Genomic DNA, 19,635 nt, shown 5'->3' with positions numbered 1-19,635 from the left:
GGTTATTTATACAGTATAGCGTAATTTCCCCCATATATAGGAAAATGCGCGGATCGCGCACTTTTGTAGAGTATAAAATTTCTATCAGTATAAATTTTTCTTTAAGTAGCAATGTGTTATGAAATTTGATAAAAATAGTAAAATTAAGAAAGTGCGCGACATGTAAATAGAAATATGCGCGGTTAGCGCACTATTAAATTGTTATGAGCAACCACCCTTAAAGATAGGACTCTAAGATGGATAACGTAATAGAAGCATTAAAGCCATATGAAAATGATGTAGACCTACCGGACGATTTAAGGCGAGATGTGAAACAGCACTTGGAAAACAAATTTAATGAATGTGATGTGGTGTCTGACGACTATGATAAATATCAAGCTGCACTCGATCATGTTTCTAAACTTGGTTTGCGAGTGCCAAAAGGAAATCCCTCTGTCGGCTTCGGTGGACCAACTAACGAATACTTTTCAACAGTACGGGATCTTATTGATTCTTTGAAGTAATTAATGCTCATAACAAGGCCAGTAACGGCGAGCAATTTTTCCGTCGCTTTTTTATGGCGGTCGCTAAGCTGCCACAAAAAAATCAACTCCAAAATTGCCGCGTTCTGGCGGCGTTATGCTTTGGGAAGAACGTACATCAAGTTTGTTAGGGGATCTAAGGTTCGTGCAATAATAATTACTAAACCTAAGCCAATAGCCATCAAGCGTTAAAGTTGATCTTGCTTGGTAATGTGAATTTTAATACAGTAATGTGCAGCCCAATTTATAAAGTCCGTCTTAGTTTGTGCAACGCCAAAACAGTGCCAACCATGGCTTTAACCTAGCAATCTGTAAAATAAAGTAAATCACCACTAATATTGGCCGCCCAAGCAAGTTGGTTAATCACCATTCTTTGAGCTTTGTATAGTTTTGCGCTAATCCTTACCTATCCTTCGCGATGGTAATCGAAAATTAATTGGTTAATCTTGTCTTCTAGCGTGTACCAACTTGCCTTTCAGCAAGCTGTGCGTGTAAGGTTGGTCGCTTTTGCATTCAAGGTTCTCTCAATAAAACAGGGGCATAACAAGGCGCAGCAACTCGCCCTAAAACACCCCGCTTCGCGGGCCGGGCTGGACGCAGTTTCGGGGCATCAGTTTTGCCTTCGCAAGCTCAGCCTAGCAAAACTGTTACCCCTTAACTGCGCCGTTGTGCTCGGCGTTATGTGCACCAAAATTGGAGCCCCAGCCCATGAAAGATAAACGTTTTCCTCTACCGAAAAGATTCGGTGCTGCAATGTCGGAAAAAGCCTACAGCAAGTTAAGGTCTCTGAATTCCAAGTATGGATACGGAAACAATTACCTTCTGACAATACTTTTAGAATCCCTTGATGAAATAGCCGACCCCGAAGCTCTAGAAAAGGCATTTAGAAAATTTGAAGCGCAATATGGCGCTCCAAAACCAGCAAAAATGAGTGGTAAATCGTGACAATATAAATCCAACTCATACTTTGCAACCATAAATTATCTGTCTCTAAGATAAATTAAGTAGTTGGTTGAGCTTCAAACCAGAATCAAGCACATAACAAGTGGCAGCAGCAACGCCCTTAAAACACTCTCGCTTCGCTCGGCGGGCTGGACGTCGTTTCGGGGCATTAAGGTTTTGCCTTCGCTGCGCTCAGTGTAGCAAAACTTAAGCCCCTCACTCCGCCGCTGTGCCAGGCGTTATGAGGCTAAACCGCTTTTACGTTGACCAACAAGTAATCTATGAATGCTCTTGTTTTAACAGGTAAAAAACGTTTAGATGGATAAACTAACCAAATAGATGTGTCAAAATCTGCTCCAGCGACTTGCCAATCTGGCAAAATATTAATCAGCTTTTTAGCCTTCAAGTGATCTTTAATGGCCCAATTTGGCAGAAGTGCGATACCCGCGTCGTTCTCTGTTGCTGCTTGGATTGCAGACGCAGTTGTCATTGTTAGAACTGGCTCTATCGGAATCGATTCTATTAATTCGTCTTTTTTGAAACGCCATTCTGTATTAAATGAACTATAGGCAAAACTAATGAGTCGATGTGCAAGAATATCGCGTGGTTTTTCTATTTTTTCTGATCTTGCTAAGTAGTTTGGTGATGCCACAAGTGCATAGCGAACGTCCATGAGTTTTCTAGCAACCAAACTGCTATCTCGAAGAGCGCCATGGCGGATCGCCAAGTCAAATCTATCATCTATTACATTGACTTGAGCATCGCTTAGCACTAGATCAAGTCGGATTTTGGGGTGGCGGTCAAAGAAGCCACTAAGAATGGGGGAGAGAACTTTTTGGCCAAATGAAGTTGATGCCGTCACTTTTATGCTACCAAATGGCTCTGAATTCTGGTTGAAAACCTCGTCCTTAGCTAACTCCAATTCATCAATAAGTGCCTCTACCCTATGGAAGTAATCCTCTCCTAATTGAGTCGGTGTTAATGAACGGGTTGTACGTTGAAATAAACGAGCTTGTAATTGCCCTTCCAAACCAGCAATGGCGCGTGATACTGAAGAGGGGGCGACGTTCAACTCTTTAGCTACGCTAGCAAAGCTTTTTGCCTTGTATACCAGAATAAAGAGATGGATATGGTCTAAATTCATTCGTGCGCCCTTTGCATTATTGATTTGCTTTTAGCGTAGTTTATCATTTCAAATGCATTAATTACTATTCTCTCAGTTATTAACCAGAGTTAGGATATTAGGAAATGCCATCATTACTACGTATTGACTCCAGCCCACGTGGTGCTGGTTCTCACTCCAAATTTATTGCTGATGCAGTTCAAAGTCAGCTTGTTATCAACACGCCTGACATCGATATCTGTCTGCGTGACTTATCGTACCTAGAAATCCCTTCTATTTCACAAGATACAATTACTGGCTTCTTTACCCCAAAGGAAAACTTCACGCCTGTACTGGAGGAAGCCACGTCGTTATCAGATCAATTAATTAAAGAAATTAGAGAAGCTGAAACGCTAATAATCAGTGCGCCTATGTATAACTTTGGGGTTCCTTCATCACTAAAGGCATGGGTTGACCAAATTGTTAGGGTCGGCGAGACCTTTAATTTCGATGAAACTGGCTTCTCTGGCCTAGTGCGTGGAAAGAAAGCAATTCTGGCTTTGTCATATGGCGCAAAAGGTTACGTCGAGAATGGCGAGCTACGCTCAATGAATTTTTTTGAAACTTACCTTGTTGCCTTGCTGAAGTTTATAGGGATAGAAGACATAACCGTATTTCGTATAGAGGGCACATCTGTAGTCGACGAGGAAAGTTTGGACAAACAAAAGCTTGCATTGATGGCACAAGTAAAAAATACATTGGAGGAAAATTGAGATGTCACAAACCTTAGATTTTACCAATAAGACAGCCTTAATTATGGGGGCGAGTAAAGGTATAGGCTTAGCAACAGCGGAAAAGCTGGCTGAGCTAGGTGCAAGCGTCATACTTGCCGCACGCAGCTCAGATAAACTAGAAGAAGCTGTTTTGATGATAAACAGCAAAGGAGGCGAGGCGAGAGCTCACGTATGTGATGTCACGGATTACTCTTCTGTGGAGGCTACCGCTAAGTACTGCATTGATCAAGCGGGTAAAATAGATTTTTTAATAAACAACGCGGGTGTTATCGACCCTCTAAGTCACCTGATTGATAGTGATCCAGTTGAATGGTCTTTGGCAGCAGACATTAATTATAAAGGTGTTTATTACTGTATGCGGGCCGTTTTACCTTATATGGTCGAAGCTGGTGAAGGGGTAATCGTTAATATGAGTTCAGGTGCTGCTAATAGTGCGTTGCCTGGCTGGAGTCATTACTGTTCAACAAAGTCGGCAGTGAAAAAGCTTACTGAAGTCGCTCATAATGAATTACACGATAAAAATATCCGTGTTGTTGGCTTGTCTCCGGGCACAGTAGCAACCGACATGATGGCAAGAATTCGTGATGCGGAAATTAACGCTGTGAGTAACCTAGACTGGTCTGTACATATTCCACCGAGATGGGCAGCAGAGGCAGTGGCGTTTTTATGTGGGCGCGAAGGCGAAGAGTTTGCAGGTACTGATTTTTCAATCAAAACGAAAGAGGGTCGAGAACGAGTTGGGCTTCCTCAAAATTACTAGGGAATAAAGTGTGATCTGCTATCCTAGTAGATATACCCGAATACAGAACCGCTCATTACAAGCCAATGCACTCGGAGCCAGCTACGTTGCGCCCGGTGATTGGGGCGTTATATTCCTTCTGGACACGTGTTGCGCAACGCGCTACACTTTCGGTTATGATTAAATCATTTAAACATAAAGGACTGAGAAAGTTCTTTGAGTCAGGCACAATAGCTGGCATTCAAGCTAAGCATGAGCGTCGACTTAGAATGCAACTTGCCGCTATTGATACTGCGACTGTTTTAGACGACATCGACTTACCAGGGTTTAAGTTACATCCCTTAAAAGGTAAACGAGATGGAATTTGGTCTATTACTGTAAATGGTAATTGGCGAGTCACATTCGAATTTAAAGATGGCAATGCTTTTATTTTAAATTATGAGGATTATCACTAATGAATATGCATAATCCACCGCATCCGGGTGAATTTATTTCCGATGTTTATATGGAACCATTTGGCTATAGTTGTCGATTTGTTGCAAAACAATTAGATGTTTCTCCTTCAACTTTAAGCCGTATCTTAAAAGCTAAAAGTGCTATTACTCCAGAAATGGCTTTACGACTTTCGAAAGCGCTTGGCCGTAGCCCTGAAAGTTGGCTATCGATGCAAGACAATTATGATCTTTGGCAAGCAAAACATAATGTAAACTTAGCTAGAGTTCATCAAATTGATTTTGCAATGGCCTAAGGAATATAACAAGCGCCTAAACTCCGACAATGTTTAGTTGTCACGGTTTTGGCAAACAACGCAAAAAAAAATAAAAAGACACCCATGATTAAATTAGAAGTTTAATGAAGCTGAACTAGACTTAAGACGAATTAAACAACCAAGGATGGTGTGTGATGCCTCAATCTCGTAAAAGCCAAATTAGTCTTATCGATACGCCTTATTACCATTGTGTTTCACGTTGTGTACGACGCTGTTTTTTGTGTGGTGTGGATTCCTACTCAGGTCAAAGTTATGAACACAGGCGAGGTTGGGTAGAGGACAGGTTATTATTTTTAGCCTCTGTGTTTGCAATTGATATTTGCGCGTATGCGGTAATGAGTAATACCAATTACAGTAAATAATTGACCACTCAGAGTACATCCAGCGGATTTTGATTGAGGCGCCACTATGCCGTAATGGTTGTTCCCTTTCAAATAGTGAGAACAAAAAGCAAAACCCGCTGGGGCACTCCTTTCAGGCGAGTTTTAAAAGAGCTTACACTGCGTTCCATATCTTTGAAAGAGCACCACTATTCCTTCAGTCATGCGCCTTGTTTAAGCTCTTTTAAACTCTCGCTGAGTGATTAATTATTTACTGTAATTGGTATAACCATGTGCATGTGGTGTTATTTGTCGATAAAAAAACGGCTGATAGTTGGAGTATGAAACAAGTACTTGATACGGTAAAAGTCTATCGCCAACGTTTATACGACATCAGCTGGTTAATGCGAAACCTCAATGAATATATAGCCCGCGAAGCCAATAAAGAAGATAATTGCACCGGTAGGTTTTATTCGTTGCCATCCTTGGCACTCACCCTTCGGGCCAGCTAAAGCTGTTCTTATTTGTTCCTGACAAATTAGTGGGAGGGGCAGTTTAAGTCTCAAGCCCTACTTGACGAATCTGCGGTATTAGCTTGTATGGCCTATGTAGATTTAAATCCCGTTCGAGCCAAAATGGAAAACACGCCCGAAACGTCCAAACACACCAGTATTTGCAAACGAACAAAAGCTAATAAACAAAAGAAACGCCAATCCCATCGACTACTGCCATTTGTCGGTAACTACAAACAAAATATGCCCAAAGGCATTGCTTACAGTTTAAAGGACTATTGTGAATTAGTGGATTGCACCGGTCGCTGTATTCGAGAAGACAAAGCTGGGCATATCGAACATCACCATAACCTCATTTTAGAAAGACTTGGTTTATCAGATGAACAATGGCTTACCCTCACCACAGAATTTGAACAACATTTTTGTTATGCCGCTGGCCCAGAGCAGATGATGCACCAATTCAAAAAGCACACAGGACACCAACGAATGTGCGGCATGTGTCAATCAAAAGCCTTACTTAAACCAGCCTAAGCTAGAATATATCCAACTTTTGATTCAATCATGCTAGTACGAATTACGGTTATGTATGGCTTCATTCTGCTAGAATGGAGGTCACTATCGTATTTAAACAGTATTAAGGTTTATTAATGGCCAACTTTGCCCAAAGAGTCGAAGAGTTAATCGCTAAACATCCTCACTTAACAAAAGAAGAAATAATCAAAATCGTAACCGAAAAAAATGAGCGAAAGAAAGCGAAAAAAGCTGCTCGAAATAACTCACAAAAACGTCATAACCAAGAAGATGCTCCCGACCACGAATAATGCACATGATTAAAAGTGTGAAATCTTAATATAAATATTACAGACAGGCTGTGATTTGAGTTACCCCCTGTCTTAGAACCCTGTAAAAAAAATTATTCACTCTTATACAATGCATTTGCTTTTAAAGAACCAAAACTCTTCTCTTCGCCGTTACGCCATACGATTTTTGCGGACTTAATTTTATTCCGCTGAGCTAAACCGAAATGAACTGTATTGATCACACTTTGTGAATGCACTTCACCGGTTGAACCTACTGTTTGAAAAAAGGTTTTGCCGTCAATTGTTTCGATAGTCACTTCAGCAGACAAAGGATCGATACCCTGTTTAGGGCTATAACCCACATGGAATTGAATATAGTTACCTGCTTTATTAGCTTGGTTTAAATACAAATACCATTTACCTGTACTTTCACTGCCATTTAGCATGTCAAGCAAGCCATCGTTATTAAAATCAAACGCTTGCCCCATGTCTCCGTGGCCTGTATCAGCCGGGTCAAAAGCGCCATGGGAAGTTACTATCTCGAACCCCTTGCCCGTATTGAGCAATAAAAGATCCGCAATTCGTTCACGTAAATAACCATAACGGTGCACAAACAAATCTTGCCAGCCATCATTATTAAAATCGGCTCGACTGACGCCCCAATGGTTACCACCTTTGGGAATATTCCATTCTTGCCCTGCATCTTCGAAGTGAGTACCCTTATTAATTAACAACACATCTTGAATATTGCGATTATTGGCTGGCCAATCATAATCCACATTGTTTAAACCTGTAAGTGAAAATTCAACGCCCCAATATATAGTTTTGTTGCGTACCCATTCAGCTTTCCATTTTTTGTCGCCAAGATAACCAATATACAAGCCACTTTCTGCACGCTGCTCTGGCCAACCTTGAGCTTGGTCTGGCGCAAAATCTAGTTCAAACGGCGCGTTTTCTTGCTCTGCAGGGTAGCGGTTATCATTTCGATTAAAGTCAAGGGGTTGAATATAGGTTTGCTGTTTATCCTTACCCAAAAAGATTGGAAAACCATCTCGGTATTGGCGAAAGACAAGTTTTACATCGGCTAAGTGAATATTACCATCTGCGGTAAACTCAATTTGTGTTACACCTTTTTCACCGTTGTCGTTTACATCTAGCTTTTTAGAGTTCGGTGAAAAATCCAGAGACTTATTAGAAATACTATAATGTGAGCGTCCATTGGCTAAATACAAGTCCACTAACCCATCGTTGTTCACGTCGACATCTGTTGCACCATTAATATTTTCTAATTGCGCTATCTGACTAGGTAACCACTTTTTGCTTACATTAGTAAAAGTAAAATCACCATTATTTTTCCACAAAGATAGCTTGTCTGGGTAATACAGTAATAAATCGTCTTTACCGTCACGGTCAAAATCTACTACAAGAGGTTTTTCAACATTAAGCTTTTCAATATCTGCAATACGGACTTCTTCAAATGTACCATTACCTTGATTATCTAAAAATAATGTTTGTGGGCCGTCATAATTTGGGGTTTTAGCATTAAACAGAGCTAAATCTAAATCACCATCTAGATCCAAATCAATCCAGCGAGGGGCACGACCTCTGGCCGGTGTTTGAATACCCACCTTTCCTGATACATTTTCAAATGTCATATCGGTATTTTTAAATAAAGTATAAGAACTAGGACTGGTGCCGTTCGCTCCGCCATGGGCCAAAATAATGTCTAGATCGCCATCTAAATCATAATCACCTAATGCCGAGCCATGTAGATCTGGGGCACCATTAAACAATCGCTTAATCGACAATTGTCCGTTACCTAAGTTTGTGACTAACTGGGTGGGGACTTTATTATGATTGTTTAATACAAAGTCATAGTCACCGTCGTTATCAATATCTCCAATCGACGGGCCACCATATTTATAGGTACTTTCAGTATCTAAATTAGCGGCCTTTGAATTATCGATAAAAGTCGGCAGTTGAATGCCTTCAACATCTTCAATTGTAATATTATGCAAGGTTATCTCGGCACTTCGACCTTTGAAAACTAACTCTTTTGTACCGCTACTTGCTAAGTCAACCAGCACATTAATGGTTTGCTTGCCTTTTTTAGGTAAATCCAAATTGTCTGCAATAACTTTTCCATCTGCGTAAATCGACAAATTTGCATAATTTTTATCGATAGTTGCGGTTATAGATATACGCTTTGTAGAAGATCCTAGAGATTGATAAGTCACTGAATGGTGAACGTCATTAGTCAAAACAACTGGAGTTGTTAATAAAGTAGCGTTTTTATTCGCAAACTGACTAGAGTTTTTAACACCATTATTTGTGCAGCCTGATAGCCCAATACTGCCAATAGAACTAATACCAATAAAGAAATAAGTGAGGAGCTTGATTTTGAACATAATGAATACGATGATAATTTTTTATATAAGATACCCTTTTTGTTAACAAAATACCATTAACAAAAATTATCGTAAAAAGTAGCGTGTTCAAGCTGAAAAAACAGACGCAAAGCCCCGAAGGCTAAGCAGGGTTGATTTTGAATGCACTGAAAAGATTGATGGCTTAAGCCATTTCACCTAATTTTTTATCTAACATTTTTAGAATGTCTCGGCGGGTTAATACGCCCACTACCTTGCCGCTCTCGTCTACAACTGGGTAACTTTTAGGTTTAGCTTGTAACATTTGTTGCGCCACATCCAACAAATCTGCGTTAAGTGGTACAGTCAATACTTCAGTTTGCATAACGTCTTGCACTGTAGCGACACGCATATTGTGATACACAACTTGTATGGTAACTTGCAAACATTCCTGCTCAGATATCCATCCAACTAATTTACCGCTTGTGTCTACAACTGGGCCACCTAATAAAGCTTTTTTAATTAAATTAGCTGAAGCCTCTGCAACCATCATTGTCGGATGAATTTTGGCAAAATCTTTGCTCATACATTCCGCTACACTTGCTGAGATCATGTTATTTTCCTATTAAATTTGTTTACCACAAAGCAGTGTTACCTTACTTTAGGAAACTGTATAGTGGTAAAATTACTTATAGCATTTAAAAATTAACGTCACTACCACGCCAGATTTATCTTTAAGATTATTTATTCTTATCTCACCTTGATGAAATTGAGCAATTATTTTTGCTATATACAGGCCCAAACCTAAATGAGGTTCCTCTGAGTTTTTTTGCTTGCGAACTGAAACCATAGAATCTAAAAGCTGAGATTGCATATCCTCAGGCAATAAGCTTCCTTGATTAACTATTGTCAGAATGACACCTTTATCACTATTAAGCATTTGTAATTTAATGGTTGAACCTTCCTGGCTAAACTCCACTGCGTTAGCGATGATTTTATCTAACATTTGTGCAAACAATTCTGGCGAACCTTGAAGTTCTGAATTAGATACTGATATTTGTATATCAAACTTTCGGTCACCATAGGCCATCCGATAACCTGCAACACACCCATTCAATAAATCTTCTACATCAAAACTTTCTAATTCACTACTTTGAATAGCTTGTTCTAAACGGGTAGCTTCACTCATGTTAGTTAATATACGGCTCAAGCGAGTGATCCCCTGTTTAGCTCTTGCTACATATTGTTTGCTATCTTCCGTTTGCTCTTCCAGAGACAGGTTATCCAAAGAAGAATTAACAATAGCCACTGGAGTGCGCAACTCATGAGATAAACGAGAAGCCATATTCTCTAAGTAAGTATTATATTGGCTCAGGCGACCTAATACATTGGCAAAACTACGAGACAAATCACCAATTTCATCCCGTGTAGTAACTGGCTTAATTGTACTAATAATTTTTCCATTTGAATCAATAGCACTTTCAGTAGCATGACTTAATTGACGGATGCGCCAAGAAATTCGCGAAGCCATCAAAAACAATGCAATTGTACTGATTAAAATAACTAACAAAATATAGTTAAACTGGCTCTCTAACGCTTTATTACGCAAAGTGCGAATACCATTGGTGGTTTGCTCTACCACCACCGCGCCCATTACGGTTTCATCTAAATAAATTGGGTGAGCCGCAGACATGATCACGGCTTTATTATCTGAACTTAAGCGCCATAAAGACGATGGTTCGCCTTGCAAAGCTTTGGTTATGTCTTGCCCTTGCAAGGCAAATGCGTCACGTAAATCATCAACAAACTCAGCAGGAGGTTTAGTTAATATTTGATAATACAATGGCAATAACCAGTTACTTTCAATATATCGCCACCAGCCTGTTTGAGCTTGATATTCAATATTGTTTTTTACACCTGTTGCATCTTGAATATTTCCAGAGCGAGCTAATACTCGCATATGTTTATCCACCACCCACACCCGAGCACTAGAATATTTTAAGCCTTTAAGTATTTTTTCTATTTCTGGTGACGGTACTAAAACCGTACCCAAAAAGTCTACTTTTGTGGGATCTGCCGTGCCTAATACATATTTAAAATCACGGCTGTTGTTATCGTCTACATCGACTATTGCAAATGCAATTTTGCTGGACATCATAGCTAAAGGAAACCGCAATTCTAATTGATAACCACGATTGGTATTGCGCCATTGGCCTTGAATCTTAGTTTCTAGTTTTATGGGCCTAACTTTATCGTCGACGCCTTCTAGTAAGTAAGCGTTTACCCACCCTTCACTTTTTGGGGCAACAGCATACCGCTGAAACTGACCTGAGGCGTCAGTCATGGCAATTTGCAAATAGTCATTCCTGTCTATACGTAAACTATTTTGTGGCCGTAACAATACGGTATCGTCTGTGACATCGAACATGGCATAAAGATATTTTCCGTACTGCCCAACCATATGTTTAAACGTTAAGCTTTCAGGTTGATAAGCTTGCTTATGCTTAAACAAGTGACCTTCAGCGTATTCCATGGTGAGGTGCTGATAATCTAACCAGTCATCTAGTTTTCCATCTAATTGAATAGGAAAAGCTATTTTGTGAGCATACAGATCAGTACCTGGTTTTACGTCAGTTAAATACGAAGACTGACTATCGAATAAAGCTGGGCGTTCATGTAAAGCAGTGGCTACTGCTCGTGCAGTTCCCACCATAGTTTGCTCTTGACCGATACGTAAATAAGTCTCCATTTCCCATACATATTGATAGCCTAACCAAGGGATAGCCAATAAAAATGAGGAAAAAAACAATAACTTTAGGCGAATGCCAAATCTAATTCTATTCATGCTAAAACACCTGCTATACAACAGGTGTTATTTGTAATTTGGTCAAGCATGTTTAACAATTTTTCCATCGGTAACCCATACCATATACAGTTTCCACACAATCAAATTGTGTATCTATTTGCATAAACTTTTTACGAATACGTTTAATGTGGGAGGTGATGGTTGTGTCGTCCACCACCATTTTTGATTCATCCATTAATTGCTGACGACTTTTGACATGACCAGAATATTTAGCAATGGCATGTAACATCCAAAACTCGGTTACTGTTAATTCAATGGGTTGCCCTTTCCAACTGACTGTCATGCGTTTAGCGTCCATGGTTAACTCGCCAGTTTGCACGGTATCACTTTGTTGTTGAGGTAAACCCAGTAACTCGGTACGCCTAAACAATGCAGCAATTCGCGCCAATAAATGCGGCAAACTTATGTCTTTAGTTAAATAATCATCTGCCCCCATTCTTAAACCACATATAGTGTCGTAATCATTATCTCTGGCTGTAAAAAATATAATGGGTAAGGTTTTAGATAAACTTCTGAGTTGCTGGCACACGGCAAAACCACCGTCTATCTCATCTTCTAAACCAATATCTATGATTGCCAAGTCAGGTAACTTTTCAGCAAAAGCCTGTTCTGCACTTTTCCTATTAGCATAAGGCAAAACTTCATAACCTTGCTTTGTTAAAGCTGAAATATAGTTTTCTCTGAGCGCTTGGTCATCTTCTACTAAGGCAATTCGTTTTGACATCTAAGGTTTTCCTAAAAACTGATAGCCCGACTATATAATAAAAAAAGCAACCCATAACCCATCAAAAGCCTAATCAAGCAAATTTCCATTTTTTCGCCACATTTGATCGCTACATTGCCATTTTTTGTCCTAAAAGTTGCCACTAAATCTTTGTTTACTAGAGAGGAATTAATCAACAACCTCTTTTGGAGAAACAAAATGAAATTATCACTTAACAAAAAAATTACTGCTGTTGCTATTACTTGTTTGCTATCTGGCTCTGTATTGGCCAATGACCTACGAGAGCAACAAAAAGAAAACGAGATGATTGGCCTAGGTTCAGGTGTAGTAGTTGGCACTCTTATCGCTGGACCTCTTGGTGGTATGGTAACTGGTATAATTGGCTTATTAATAGCGGAGGATGTAAATTCAGACAAGGAACTAAAACTAGTTAAACAATCTTTACGCCAAACGGAAGATGAACTAGTTGCGGCAACGGGCAGGTTCGAACAAGCCAAACAAGTCGCTATGGTTAAAATTGCCTCATTAGATCGCGCACTGGCACAAAATACTCCTGAGTTAGAAAGCAACATTCAATTTAAAACAGGATCTTATGTATTAGAAGATCATTACAAGTCTCAACTCGATTTAGTCGCGCAAACACTTAAACAAAATCCTAAGTTAACAGTGAACTTATCTGGTTTTGCTGACCAAAGAGGTGACAATGATTTTAACCAGTCTTTGTCAGAGAAAAGAACTAAAGCAGTAAAGTCGTATCTTTTAAATAAAAGCGTAAGAAAACAGCAAGTACTTACAAACTCATATGGAGAATCATCACTAGTCAGTGCAGGAGCGAATTTTGAAGATGACTTTTTTGACCGTAGGGTACACGTAAAAGTATCCGATGACCAATCGGCTATGACGGCCGCCAATCAATAAATTTCACGGTTACTCAATGTTTCAATCTAAGGATTAGCTAACATGCCTTCTATTCAAAAACTGGCAATCATTGCGTTAGCTATGATTGCGATAATTGTTATGGAGGCACTGCAGTTTGCAGTGCCTGCCTTTTCCAACAAAGCTAACAACAAGCACACCAATGCCCATCTGCAATCGATTAAAACAGAACCTTTGAAAAACTTGCAGGTGTCCAACCAACAAGAAGTTCAACAAGGGAGCTTATATTTTACTGCAGATGACTCCGCCGGCACCAATCCAAAATCTGAACAAACACTTAGCCCATTATTAAAAACCGACGTTGATATTAAAGTGACTGGCATGATTGCCCGTACACGTTTAACCCAGCGTTTTAAAAATGCTAGTGAAGATTGGGTGAATGCTTTGTATGTGTTTCCACTACCTGAAAATGCTGCGGTGGATCACCTGATGATCACAGTAGGAGATCGTAAAATTGAAGGACAAATCAAAGAGAAAAAACAAGCGCTAAAGATATTTAATCAAGCTAAAGCCGAGGGTAAAAAAGCCAGCTTAGTTAGCCAACTTAGGCCAAATATGTTTTCTAATGCTATTGCCAATATTGGCCCACACGAAACAATAGAAGTCAGCATAGAATATCAACAAACGCTTACCTATCAAGATCAACAATATAGTTTACGTTTTCCTATGACAATGACGCCTAGATATACCCCAAATGATACTGAAACAGCTCAACTAGCAGTTGAGCCTAGCTATCACCCTGAGAATACCAACACAAAACTGCGAAATACCAATTTAAGGGTCAACCTAAAAACAGGATTTGAATTATTAAACTTGGAGAGTGAATTTCATCCAGTCAGCACAAAAAGACTTTCAGATGGTAGTCGCCATATTGAATTAACACCTGATGCGGTAGCTAATAAAGACTTTGTTTTAACTTGGCAGCCAGAATTAGTTGAACACCCACAAATATCTCATTTCAAACAAAACGTAAACGGACAGGAATATGGCTTAATAATGTTGTTACCACCTAAGCCCAAACAAAATAACCAACAAGCGGCTAAACACACAAATAGAGAACTGATATTTGTATTAGACACTTCAGGGTCTATGGAAGGGCAATCCATAGTGCAGGCTAAACAAGCATTGATATTAGCCATTCAGCAATTAGCCGAAAACGATAGCTTTAATGTTATTGAGTTTAATAATCATGCACAGAATCTTTGGAAAACCCCTTTGCCTGCCAACAGCATCAACAAAAACCTAGCCATCGAGTTTGTCTCCGAGCTTAACGCGAATGGCGGCACCCACATGAAAAAAGCATTTAACTTAGCTTTTAATACTAAAAATCAACAAGTTAATACCAATCAAGAATTTGAATACCAAAGTTTACGTCAAATTGTATTCATTACAGACGGCAGTGTGTCCAATGAAGAATCACTGATGTCCTTGATTAAACATAAACTCGGTGATTCAAGACTATTTACCGTGGGCATAGGCAGTGCGCCAAACAGCTACTTTATGACTGAAGCCGCCAAAATGGGCAAAGGTACATTCACTTATATTGGCGCGACGACTCAGGTCAAAGACAAGATGTTGACCTTATTGAACAAACTTAAACATCCTGCAATAACCGATTTAGAGTTGAAAGTAGGCTCTCATGTATTGACCAATAACCAGCATTTTGAGTTTTATCCAAATATCCTTAGTGATCTTTATATAGGAGAACCTTTAATTGTTAGTTATCGTCAACAAGCCAATATGCCAAAACTAGTATTCTCAAACAAATCTACAGCCGATATAACCTTGTCTGGCATCTACCAAAATGAACCTTGGTCAAGTCATACTCAATCTACTAGCTCGACCAGACAATCTGGCCTAAACGTGTTGTGGGCGAGGGAAAAAATAGCCCAGTTAACCCGAGATAAACGCCATGCATCAATCTCTGCTAACAACTCAGTTACTGTGCAAGATGAATATCAATCTATGATCACCCAAACGGCTTTAGAACATCACATTGTTAGCCAGTACACCAGCTTAGTGGCTGTAGATATCACACCTACTAAGTCACATACCATTAATAGCAAAAACACCAAAATACCCAACCAGCCTCCCGCTGGATCTAAAAATCGACAAAGACAATTCGTGGGTAAACTCCCTCAAACAGCCACTGACGCTGAATTGAAACTACTAATTGGACTAATTTTAATAGGGTTATCACTATGCATACTTATAGTTACAAAAAGAAAAACCGCATTTCGTGGTGCTTAAGTTTACTTGTTAAGTATAAATGGCTTGCCTTAGTGCTAGGGCTGGGTATTTATCAATTTTCTGCTGGATTATATATTTTTGCTAAAGCCGAATTAGCTCAATATCTAATTGCTAAAGCTTGGAATAAGAATCTAAGTTCTCATCAACAGCAGGCACCTTGGCCTTGGGCAGACACATTTCCTGTAGCTGAATTAATTATTAAAGATAGCAGCTGGTATGTGTTAGCTGGCGCAAGTGGCCGTAACTTGGCATTTGCTCCGACACATGTTAGTGCCACTCCATTACCGGGCAAATTGGGCAACAGTGTCATAGTAGGGCATAGAGACACACAATTTAATCAACTAAAAAACATCCAAAAAGGCGATGTAATTGAAGTCAAAACCACTGAAGGTCGACAACCATTTAAGGTTTCAAGTTTAAGAATTGCACACCAATCACAAGTGGAGTATTTATATGACGATGAGGAGAGCTCAAATTTAAATTATTCAACCAAAGCACTCACCCTAATTACTTGTTATCCCTTCGATAGTTTAGTGCCAAACCCAACCCATAGATACATAGTAAAAGCCGTGGCGATTTAGCCAGAATACCTTGGTAGATACTTGAAAAACGCCTAATTAACTCAATATCTAGCTACACTAACTCCTCTACATAGCTTATTAAACCTTAAGTACGTATGTATACTAATAAGGTTTTTAGCTATTGGATCAAATTAAGTCAGCAAGGTTAATTGAATGAATGCATTGAATATTAAGGGGTTAACTAAAACTTACCAAGGTGGTACCCAAGCATTACGGGGGATCAACCTAGAGGTAAAACAGGGAGATTTTTTTGCTCTACTCGGCCCTAATGGTGCAGGCAAATCTACCACAATAGGCATTATCAGCTCATTGGTAAACAAGTCTGCTGGTGAAGTTGATATATTTGAATATTCATTAGAAGAGCAGCCTATTCAAGCAAAATCTTGTATTGGTTTAGTTCCTCAAGAGTTTAACTTCAACCAGTTCGAACCTCTATGGCAAATCATGTTAAATCAAGCTGGTTATTACGGTGTACCTAAAAAAGAAGCGATTCCAAGAGCAGAAAAATACCTAAAACAATTAGACCTGTGGGATAAACGTAATGACGCTGCAAGAATGCTGTCAGGCGGCATGAAACGACGACTAATGATAGCTAGGGCTTTAATGCATAATCCTAGAATGCTTATTCTTGACGAACCTACTGCTGGTGTAGATATTGAAATCCGTCGTTCTATGTGGAGTTTTTTGCAAGAGTTAAATAAGCAAGGGGTGACGATTATTTTAACCACCCACTATTTAGAAGAAGCAGAAATGTTATGTAAAAACATAGCGATAATCGATAAAGGCAGCATAGTACAAAATACGAGCATGAAGTCTCTATTAGCAACTCTGAATATTGAAACCTTTATTTTAGACCTATCTAAGAACATTAGTTCTTTATCATTGAGTGGCTTCGAAACTCGATTAGTTGACCCGCATACAATAGAGGTAGACGTGCCTAAAGAGGACAGTCTAAATACGGTATTTGAACAACTATCACAACAAAACATTCAAGTTTTAAGTATGCGTAATAAGTCAAATAGATTGGAAGAACTCTTTGTCAGGATGGTTGAATCTGGGCGCGTAACAAAAGAGTCCGCCGTTGGAGAAAAAATTAATGAATAATCTTAATTGGGTTGCACTATTAACCATTTGGCGAAAAGAATGCCAACGCTTCTTACGCATATGGGTACAAACCCTGATCCCGCCGGCGATCACTATGTCATTATACTTTGTTATTTTTGGCAATTTAATCGGTAACCGAATTGGTCAAATGGGTAATTTTAGTTACATGGAATTCATCGTACCTGGTTTAATTATGATGGCCGTCATCACAAATTCTTACTCGAATGTATCGTCTTCTTTTTACAGTGCCAAATTTCAAAGAAACATCGAAGAATTACTAGTTGCCCCAGTATCCAATTGGATTATTATCGCAGGTTTTGTTGGTGGTGGAGTCGCTCGAGCCTTAATAATTGGGATAATAGTAACTTGTGTATCCATGTTTTTTGTAGATATCCAAATTCATAGTTTCGCCATGATAATTGTTACTTTATTACTTACCGCGATTTTGTTCGCTACTGCTGGTCTCATAAATGCTGTTTATGCCAATTCATTTGACGACATAAGCATAGTGCCTACTTTTGTACTGACTCCCTTAACCTATTTAGGCGGGGTATTTTATTCGTTAAGTTTATTACCTGAATTTTGGCAAAGCGTGAGTAAAATTAATCCAGTTGTGTATATGGTAAATGGCTTTAGATATGGATTTTTAGGTGAGTCAGATATTAACCACTATATTTCACTTGGCTTATTGGTTGGTTTTAATATTATTTTAATTAGCTGGGCTTACTCTCTGATTAATCGTGGTGTTGGCATCCGTAGCTAATTTGACCTTAATGTTTCAAAATTATTAAAGTATATATATGCAAAATCAAGCTCGCTCCATTAGTACTAATCAGGTGGGATTACATCCAAACCTCGAAAAAGTAGTGACACGTCATTTACGCTCGATTAGTCAAAAGCCTTTTTCAGACCATACCAAAACTGCATTTAACCAGACCTTGAAATGGCTAGATAACTGGCAAGGCAAGTTAATACTTGATTCTTGTTGTGGTGTCGGTGAAAGCACTACAAATATTGCACAAGATCACCCTGATGCAAGAGTAATTGGAATTGATAAATCAGCACTACGTACAGACAAACACCAATCATATGCAGCTAACTTGGACAACTATCTGATTATACGAGCGGACCTCAATGACTTTTTAAGACTATTAGTTCTTGAAAATATTAAACTCTACAAACATTACCTGTTATACCCTAATCCCTATCCCAAATCAGCTCATCTGCAAAGGCGCTGGTATGCCACATCTGCCCTTACCGATATATTAAAATTAGGTGGACAACTTGAAGTCAGAAGTAATTGGCAGTTGTACATCCAAGAATTTTCTTTAGCTTTACAGCTGGCAAAAATTAATAATCAAGTGAATGAATACTCTAGTCATCCAGCTATTACACCTTTCGAAAGAAAGTATTGGTTAAGTGGACAAAAAAGCTGGCAGCTCATTGCTGACTTAGATTAATTTTAAGCTAATTATGAATAAGAACTCTTATTCTGCAGAAGCTTTTGGCTGACTAAAATAGAAGCCTTGGGCGTATTGCACGCCCAAACTTTGAACCGCATCCAATGTGCTTTTTTGTTCAATATGTTCAGCCACAACCACTATATTGTTTTCTGCGCATTGGTTTATTAAATCTTTTGCTAGATTTGCACTTTCTACATCTTTTGTCGCCTGTTCTAAGAAGTTTCCTGAGACTTTAACCGCAGAAATAGGCAGAGCTAAGATGGCCTTTAAATCACTAGTACTTTGGTCAAAATGATCAATCACTATTTTTACACCCAACTGCTGGCAAATGTCAGAAAATGCTGAAAATTTATTAACTTCGGTTAGCGCGTTTTGAGCGGTTATTTCAACAGAAATGCGTTGTGGGTTGGGATAACTTCTCAGTGCGTTTAATAGAAACTGATGAATAGTGGTATCGGATATATCTGACAAACTTACATTTATATTCCAAGCCATATTAATGTCTCTGAAATAGTTTGCACTTCGATTGAATATAGTTTGAGTGAATTCAGCGACCAAATCTTGCCTTTCAACTAAATACAAAAATTCACTAGGCAAACATGCTCGTTCCTCTACTGTCATTAGCCTAGCTAAACATTCATAACTCCAAACCGCATTATGGTTTAAGTCCATAATTGGCTGAAAAAAAGGAACGACACTGTCTAAACTAAAACTTTCCGTAACTTCAGTTACTTGCATTATTCAATCGTTTATTTATGTGCTTTATTCAAAAATATAACAAAAGCTTCACAATTACCACATACAAGTATGCAGGTTTTGCTTGAACAGTTGGTCTCAGGCTATATT

At 39.0% G+C, this 19,635-nt stretch carries 19 protein-coding genes and 2 pseudogenes; 15 read left to right on the top strand and 6 right to left on the bottom strand.

The window, feature by feature from the left end:
• Positions 1-236: 236 nt before the first annotated feature.
• The gene (locus L0668_RS05090; RefSeq protein WP_235310992.1) at positions 237-503 is read left to right on the top strand and encodes a hypothetical protein; all 267 of its coding nucleotides are present in this window, start codon (positions 237-239) and stop codon (positions 501-503) included.
• Positions 504-1,229: 726 nt separating this feature from the next.
• Positions 1,230-1,466: a virulence factor gene (locus L0668_RS05085; RefSeq protein WP_235310991.1), complete on the top strand. Its 237-nt coding sequence runs from the start codon at positions 1,230-1,232 to the stop codon at positions 1,464-1,466.
• Between the two features lie 244 nt (positions 1,467-1,710).
• On the opposite strand, the gene L0668_RS05080 is transcribed toward L0668_RS05085, so the two are convergent.
• On the bottom strand, positions 1,711-2,607 hold the full coding sequence (locus L0668_RS05080; protein ID WP_235310990.1) for a LysR family transcriptional regulator: 897 nt from the start codon (positions 2,605-2,607) through the stop codon (positions 1,711-1,713).
• 104 nt (positions 2,608-2,711) lie between these two features.
• On the opposite strand from L0668_RS05080, the gene L0668_RS05075 reads away from it, so the two are divergent.
• The 7 genes and pseudogenes from L0668_RS05075 to L0668_RS05045 all read left to right on the top strand — a co-directional run bounded on the left by L0668_RS05075 (position 2,712) and on the right by L0668_RS05045 (position 6,520).
• A complete protein-coding gene (locus L0668_RS05075) occupies positions 2,712-3,338 on the top strand; it encodes an FMN-dependent NADH-azoreductase (protein ID WP_235310989.1) in 627 nt (208 codons plus the stop codon).
• 1 nt (position 3,339) lies between these two features.
• Positions 3,340-4,119, top strand: coding sequence for an SDR family oxidoreductase (locus tag L0668_RS05070; protein ID WP_235310988.1), 780 nt, complete (start codon positions 3,340-3,342; stop codon positions 4,117-4,119).
• A gap of 155 nt (positions 4,120-4,274) precedes the next feature.
• On the top strand, positions 4,275-4,553 hold the full coding sequence (locus L0668_RS05065) for a type II toxin-antitoxin system RelE/ParE family toxin (protein WP_235311222.1): 279 nt from the start codon (positions 4,275-4,277) through the stop codon (positions 4,551-4,553).
• A complete protein-coding gene (locus tag L0668_RS05060; protein ID WP_085301836.1) occupies positions 4,553-4,846 on the top strand; it encodes a HigA family addiction module antitoxin in 294 nt (97 codons plus the stop codon). The genes L0668_RS05065 and L0668_RS05060 overlap by 1 nt, the downstream gene beginning before the upstream one ends.
• A 155-nt stretch (positions 4,847-5,001) precedes the next feature.
• A pseudogene (locus L0668_RS05055) lies at positions 5,002-5,211 on the top strand (transposase); the annotation flags it as partial.
• A gap of 242 nt (positions 5,212-5,453) precedes the next feature.
• Positions 5,454-6,230, top strand: a pseudogene (locus tag L0668_RS05050) (transposase).
• Between the two features lie 116 nt (positions 6,231-6,346).
• Positions 6,347-6,520, top strand: a complete 174-nt coding sequence (locus L0668_RS05045) for a hypothetical protein (protein ID WP_235310987.1) — start codon at positions 6,347-6,349, stop codon at positions 6,518-6,520.
• A 92-nt stretch (positions 6,521-6,612) separates the two neighbouring features.
• On the opposite strand, the gene L0668_RS05040 is transcribed toward L0668_RS05045, so the two are convergent.
• The 4 genes from L0668_RS05040 to pdsR form a co-directional block, all read right to left on the bottom strand.
• Positions 6,613-8,907, bottom strand: coding sequence for a CRTAC1 family protein (locus tag L0668_RS05040; RefSeq protein ID WP_235310986.1), 2,295 nt, complete (start codon positions 8,905-8,907; stop codon positions 6,613-6,615).
• A 163-nt stretch (positions 8,908-9,070) separates the two neighbouring features.
• Positions 9,071-9,478 (bottom strand): CBS domain-containing protein, encoded by a 408-nt coding sequence (locus L0668_RS05035; protein WP_235310985.1) that lies wholly within the window; start codon positions 9,476-9,478, stop codon positions 9,071-9,073.
• A gap of 72 nt (positions 9,479-9,550) precedes the next feature.
• Positions 9,551-11,710, bottom strand: coding sequence for a proteobacterial dedicated sortase system histidine kinase (pdsS, locus tag L0668_RS05030; protein ID WP_235310984.1), 2,160 nt, complete (start codon positions 11,708-11,710; stop codon positions 9,551-9,553).
• A 52-nt stretch (positions 11,711-11,762) separates the two neighbouring features.
• Positions 11,763-12,455, bottom strand: a complete 693-nt coding sequence (pdsR, locus tag L0668_RS05025; RefSeq protein ID WP_235310983.1) for a proteobacterial dedicated sortase system response regulator — start codon at positions 12,453-12,455, stop codon at positions 11,763-11,765.
• Between the two features lie 198 nt (positions 12,456-12,653).
• Between pdsR and pdsO the strand changes: the two genes are divergently transcribed.
• From pdsO to trmB, 6 genes are all read left to right on the top strand, one after another.
• The gene (pdsO, locus tag L0668_RS05020) at positions 12,654-13,373 is read left to right on the top strand and encodes a sortase-associated OmpA-like protein PdsO (RefSeq protein ID WP_235310982.1); all 720 of its coding nucleotides are present in this window, start codon (positions 12,654-12,656) and stop codon (positions 13,371-13,373) included.
• A gap of 42 nt (positions 13,374-13,415) precedes the next feature.
• Positions 13,416-15,641 carry a marine proteobacterial sortase target protein gene (locus tag L0668_RS05015; protein WP_235310981.1) on the top strand — a complete coding sequence of 742 codons (2,226 nt, stop codon included), beginning with the start codon at positions 13,416-13,418 and terminating at the stop codon, positions 15,639-15,641.
• On the top strand, positions 15,593-16,222 hold the full coding sequence (locus L0668_RS05010) for a class GN sortase (RefSeq protein ID WP_235310980.1): 630 nt from the start codon (positions 15,593-15,595) through the stop codon (positions 16,220-16,222). Before L0668_RS05015 ends, L0668_RS05010 begins: the two co-directional genes overlap by 49 nt.
• A 153-nt stretch (positions 16,223-16,375) precedes the next feature.
• Positions 16,376-17,326, top strand: a complete 951-nt coding sequence (locus L0668_RS05005) for an ABC transporter ATP-binding protein (protein WP_235310979.1) — start codon at positions 16,376-16,378, stop codon at positions 17,324-17,326.
• Positions 17,319-18,089 carry an ABC transporter permease gene (locus L0668_RS05000; protein ID WP_235310978.1) on the top strand — a complete coding sequence of 257 codons (771 nt, stop codon included), beginning with the start codon at positions 17,319-17,321 and terminating at the stop codon, positions 18,087-18,089. The genes L0668_RS05005 and L0668_RS05000 overlap by 8 nt, the downstream gene beginning before the upstream one ends.
• Positions 18,090-18,126: 37 nt before the next feature.
• Positions 18,127-18,786, top strand: a complete 660-nt coding sequence (gene trmB / locus L0668_RS04995; RefSeq protein ID WP_235310977.1) for a tRNA (guanine(46)-N(7))-methyltransferase TrmB — start codon at positions 18,127-18,129, stop codon at positions 18,784-18,786.
• A gap of 27 nt (positions 18,787-18,813) precedes the next feature.
• Here the strand turns inward: trmB and L0668_RS04990 are convergent, their stop codons facing one another.
• On the bottom strand, positions 18,814-19,527 hold the full coding sequence (locus tag L0668_RS04990; protein WP_235310976.1) for an EAL domain-containing protein: 714 nt from the start codon (positions 19,525-19,527) through the stop codon (positions 18,814-18,816).
• Between the last annotated feature and the right edge of the window lie 108 nt (positions 19,528-19,635).

It is taken from the genome of Paraglaciecola algarum, assembly GCF_021532655.1.
Taxonomy (GTDB): domain Bacteria; phylum Pseudomonadota; class Gammaproteobacteria; order Enterobacterales; family Alteromonadaceae; genus Paraglaciecola; species Paraglaciecola algarum.
Note: the sequence above shows the minus strand (reverse complement) of the source record. Positions and strands in the feature narration are given on the sequence as shown.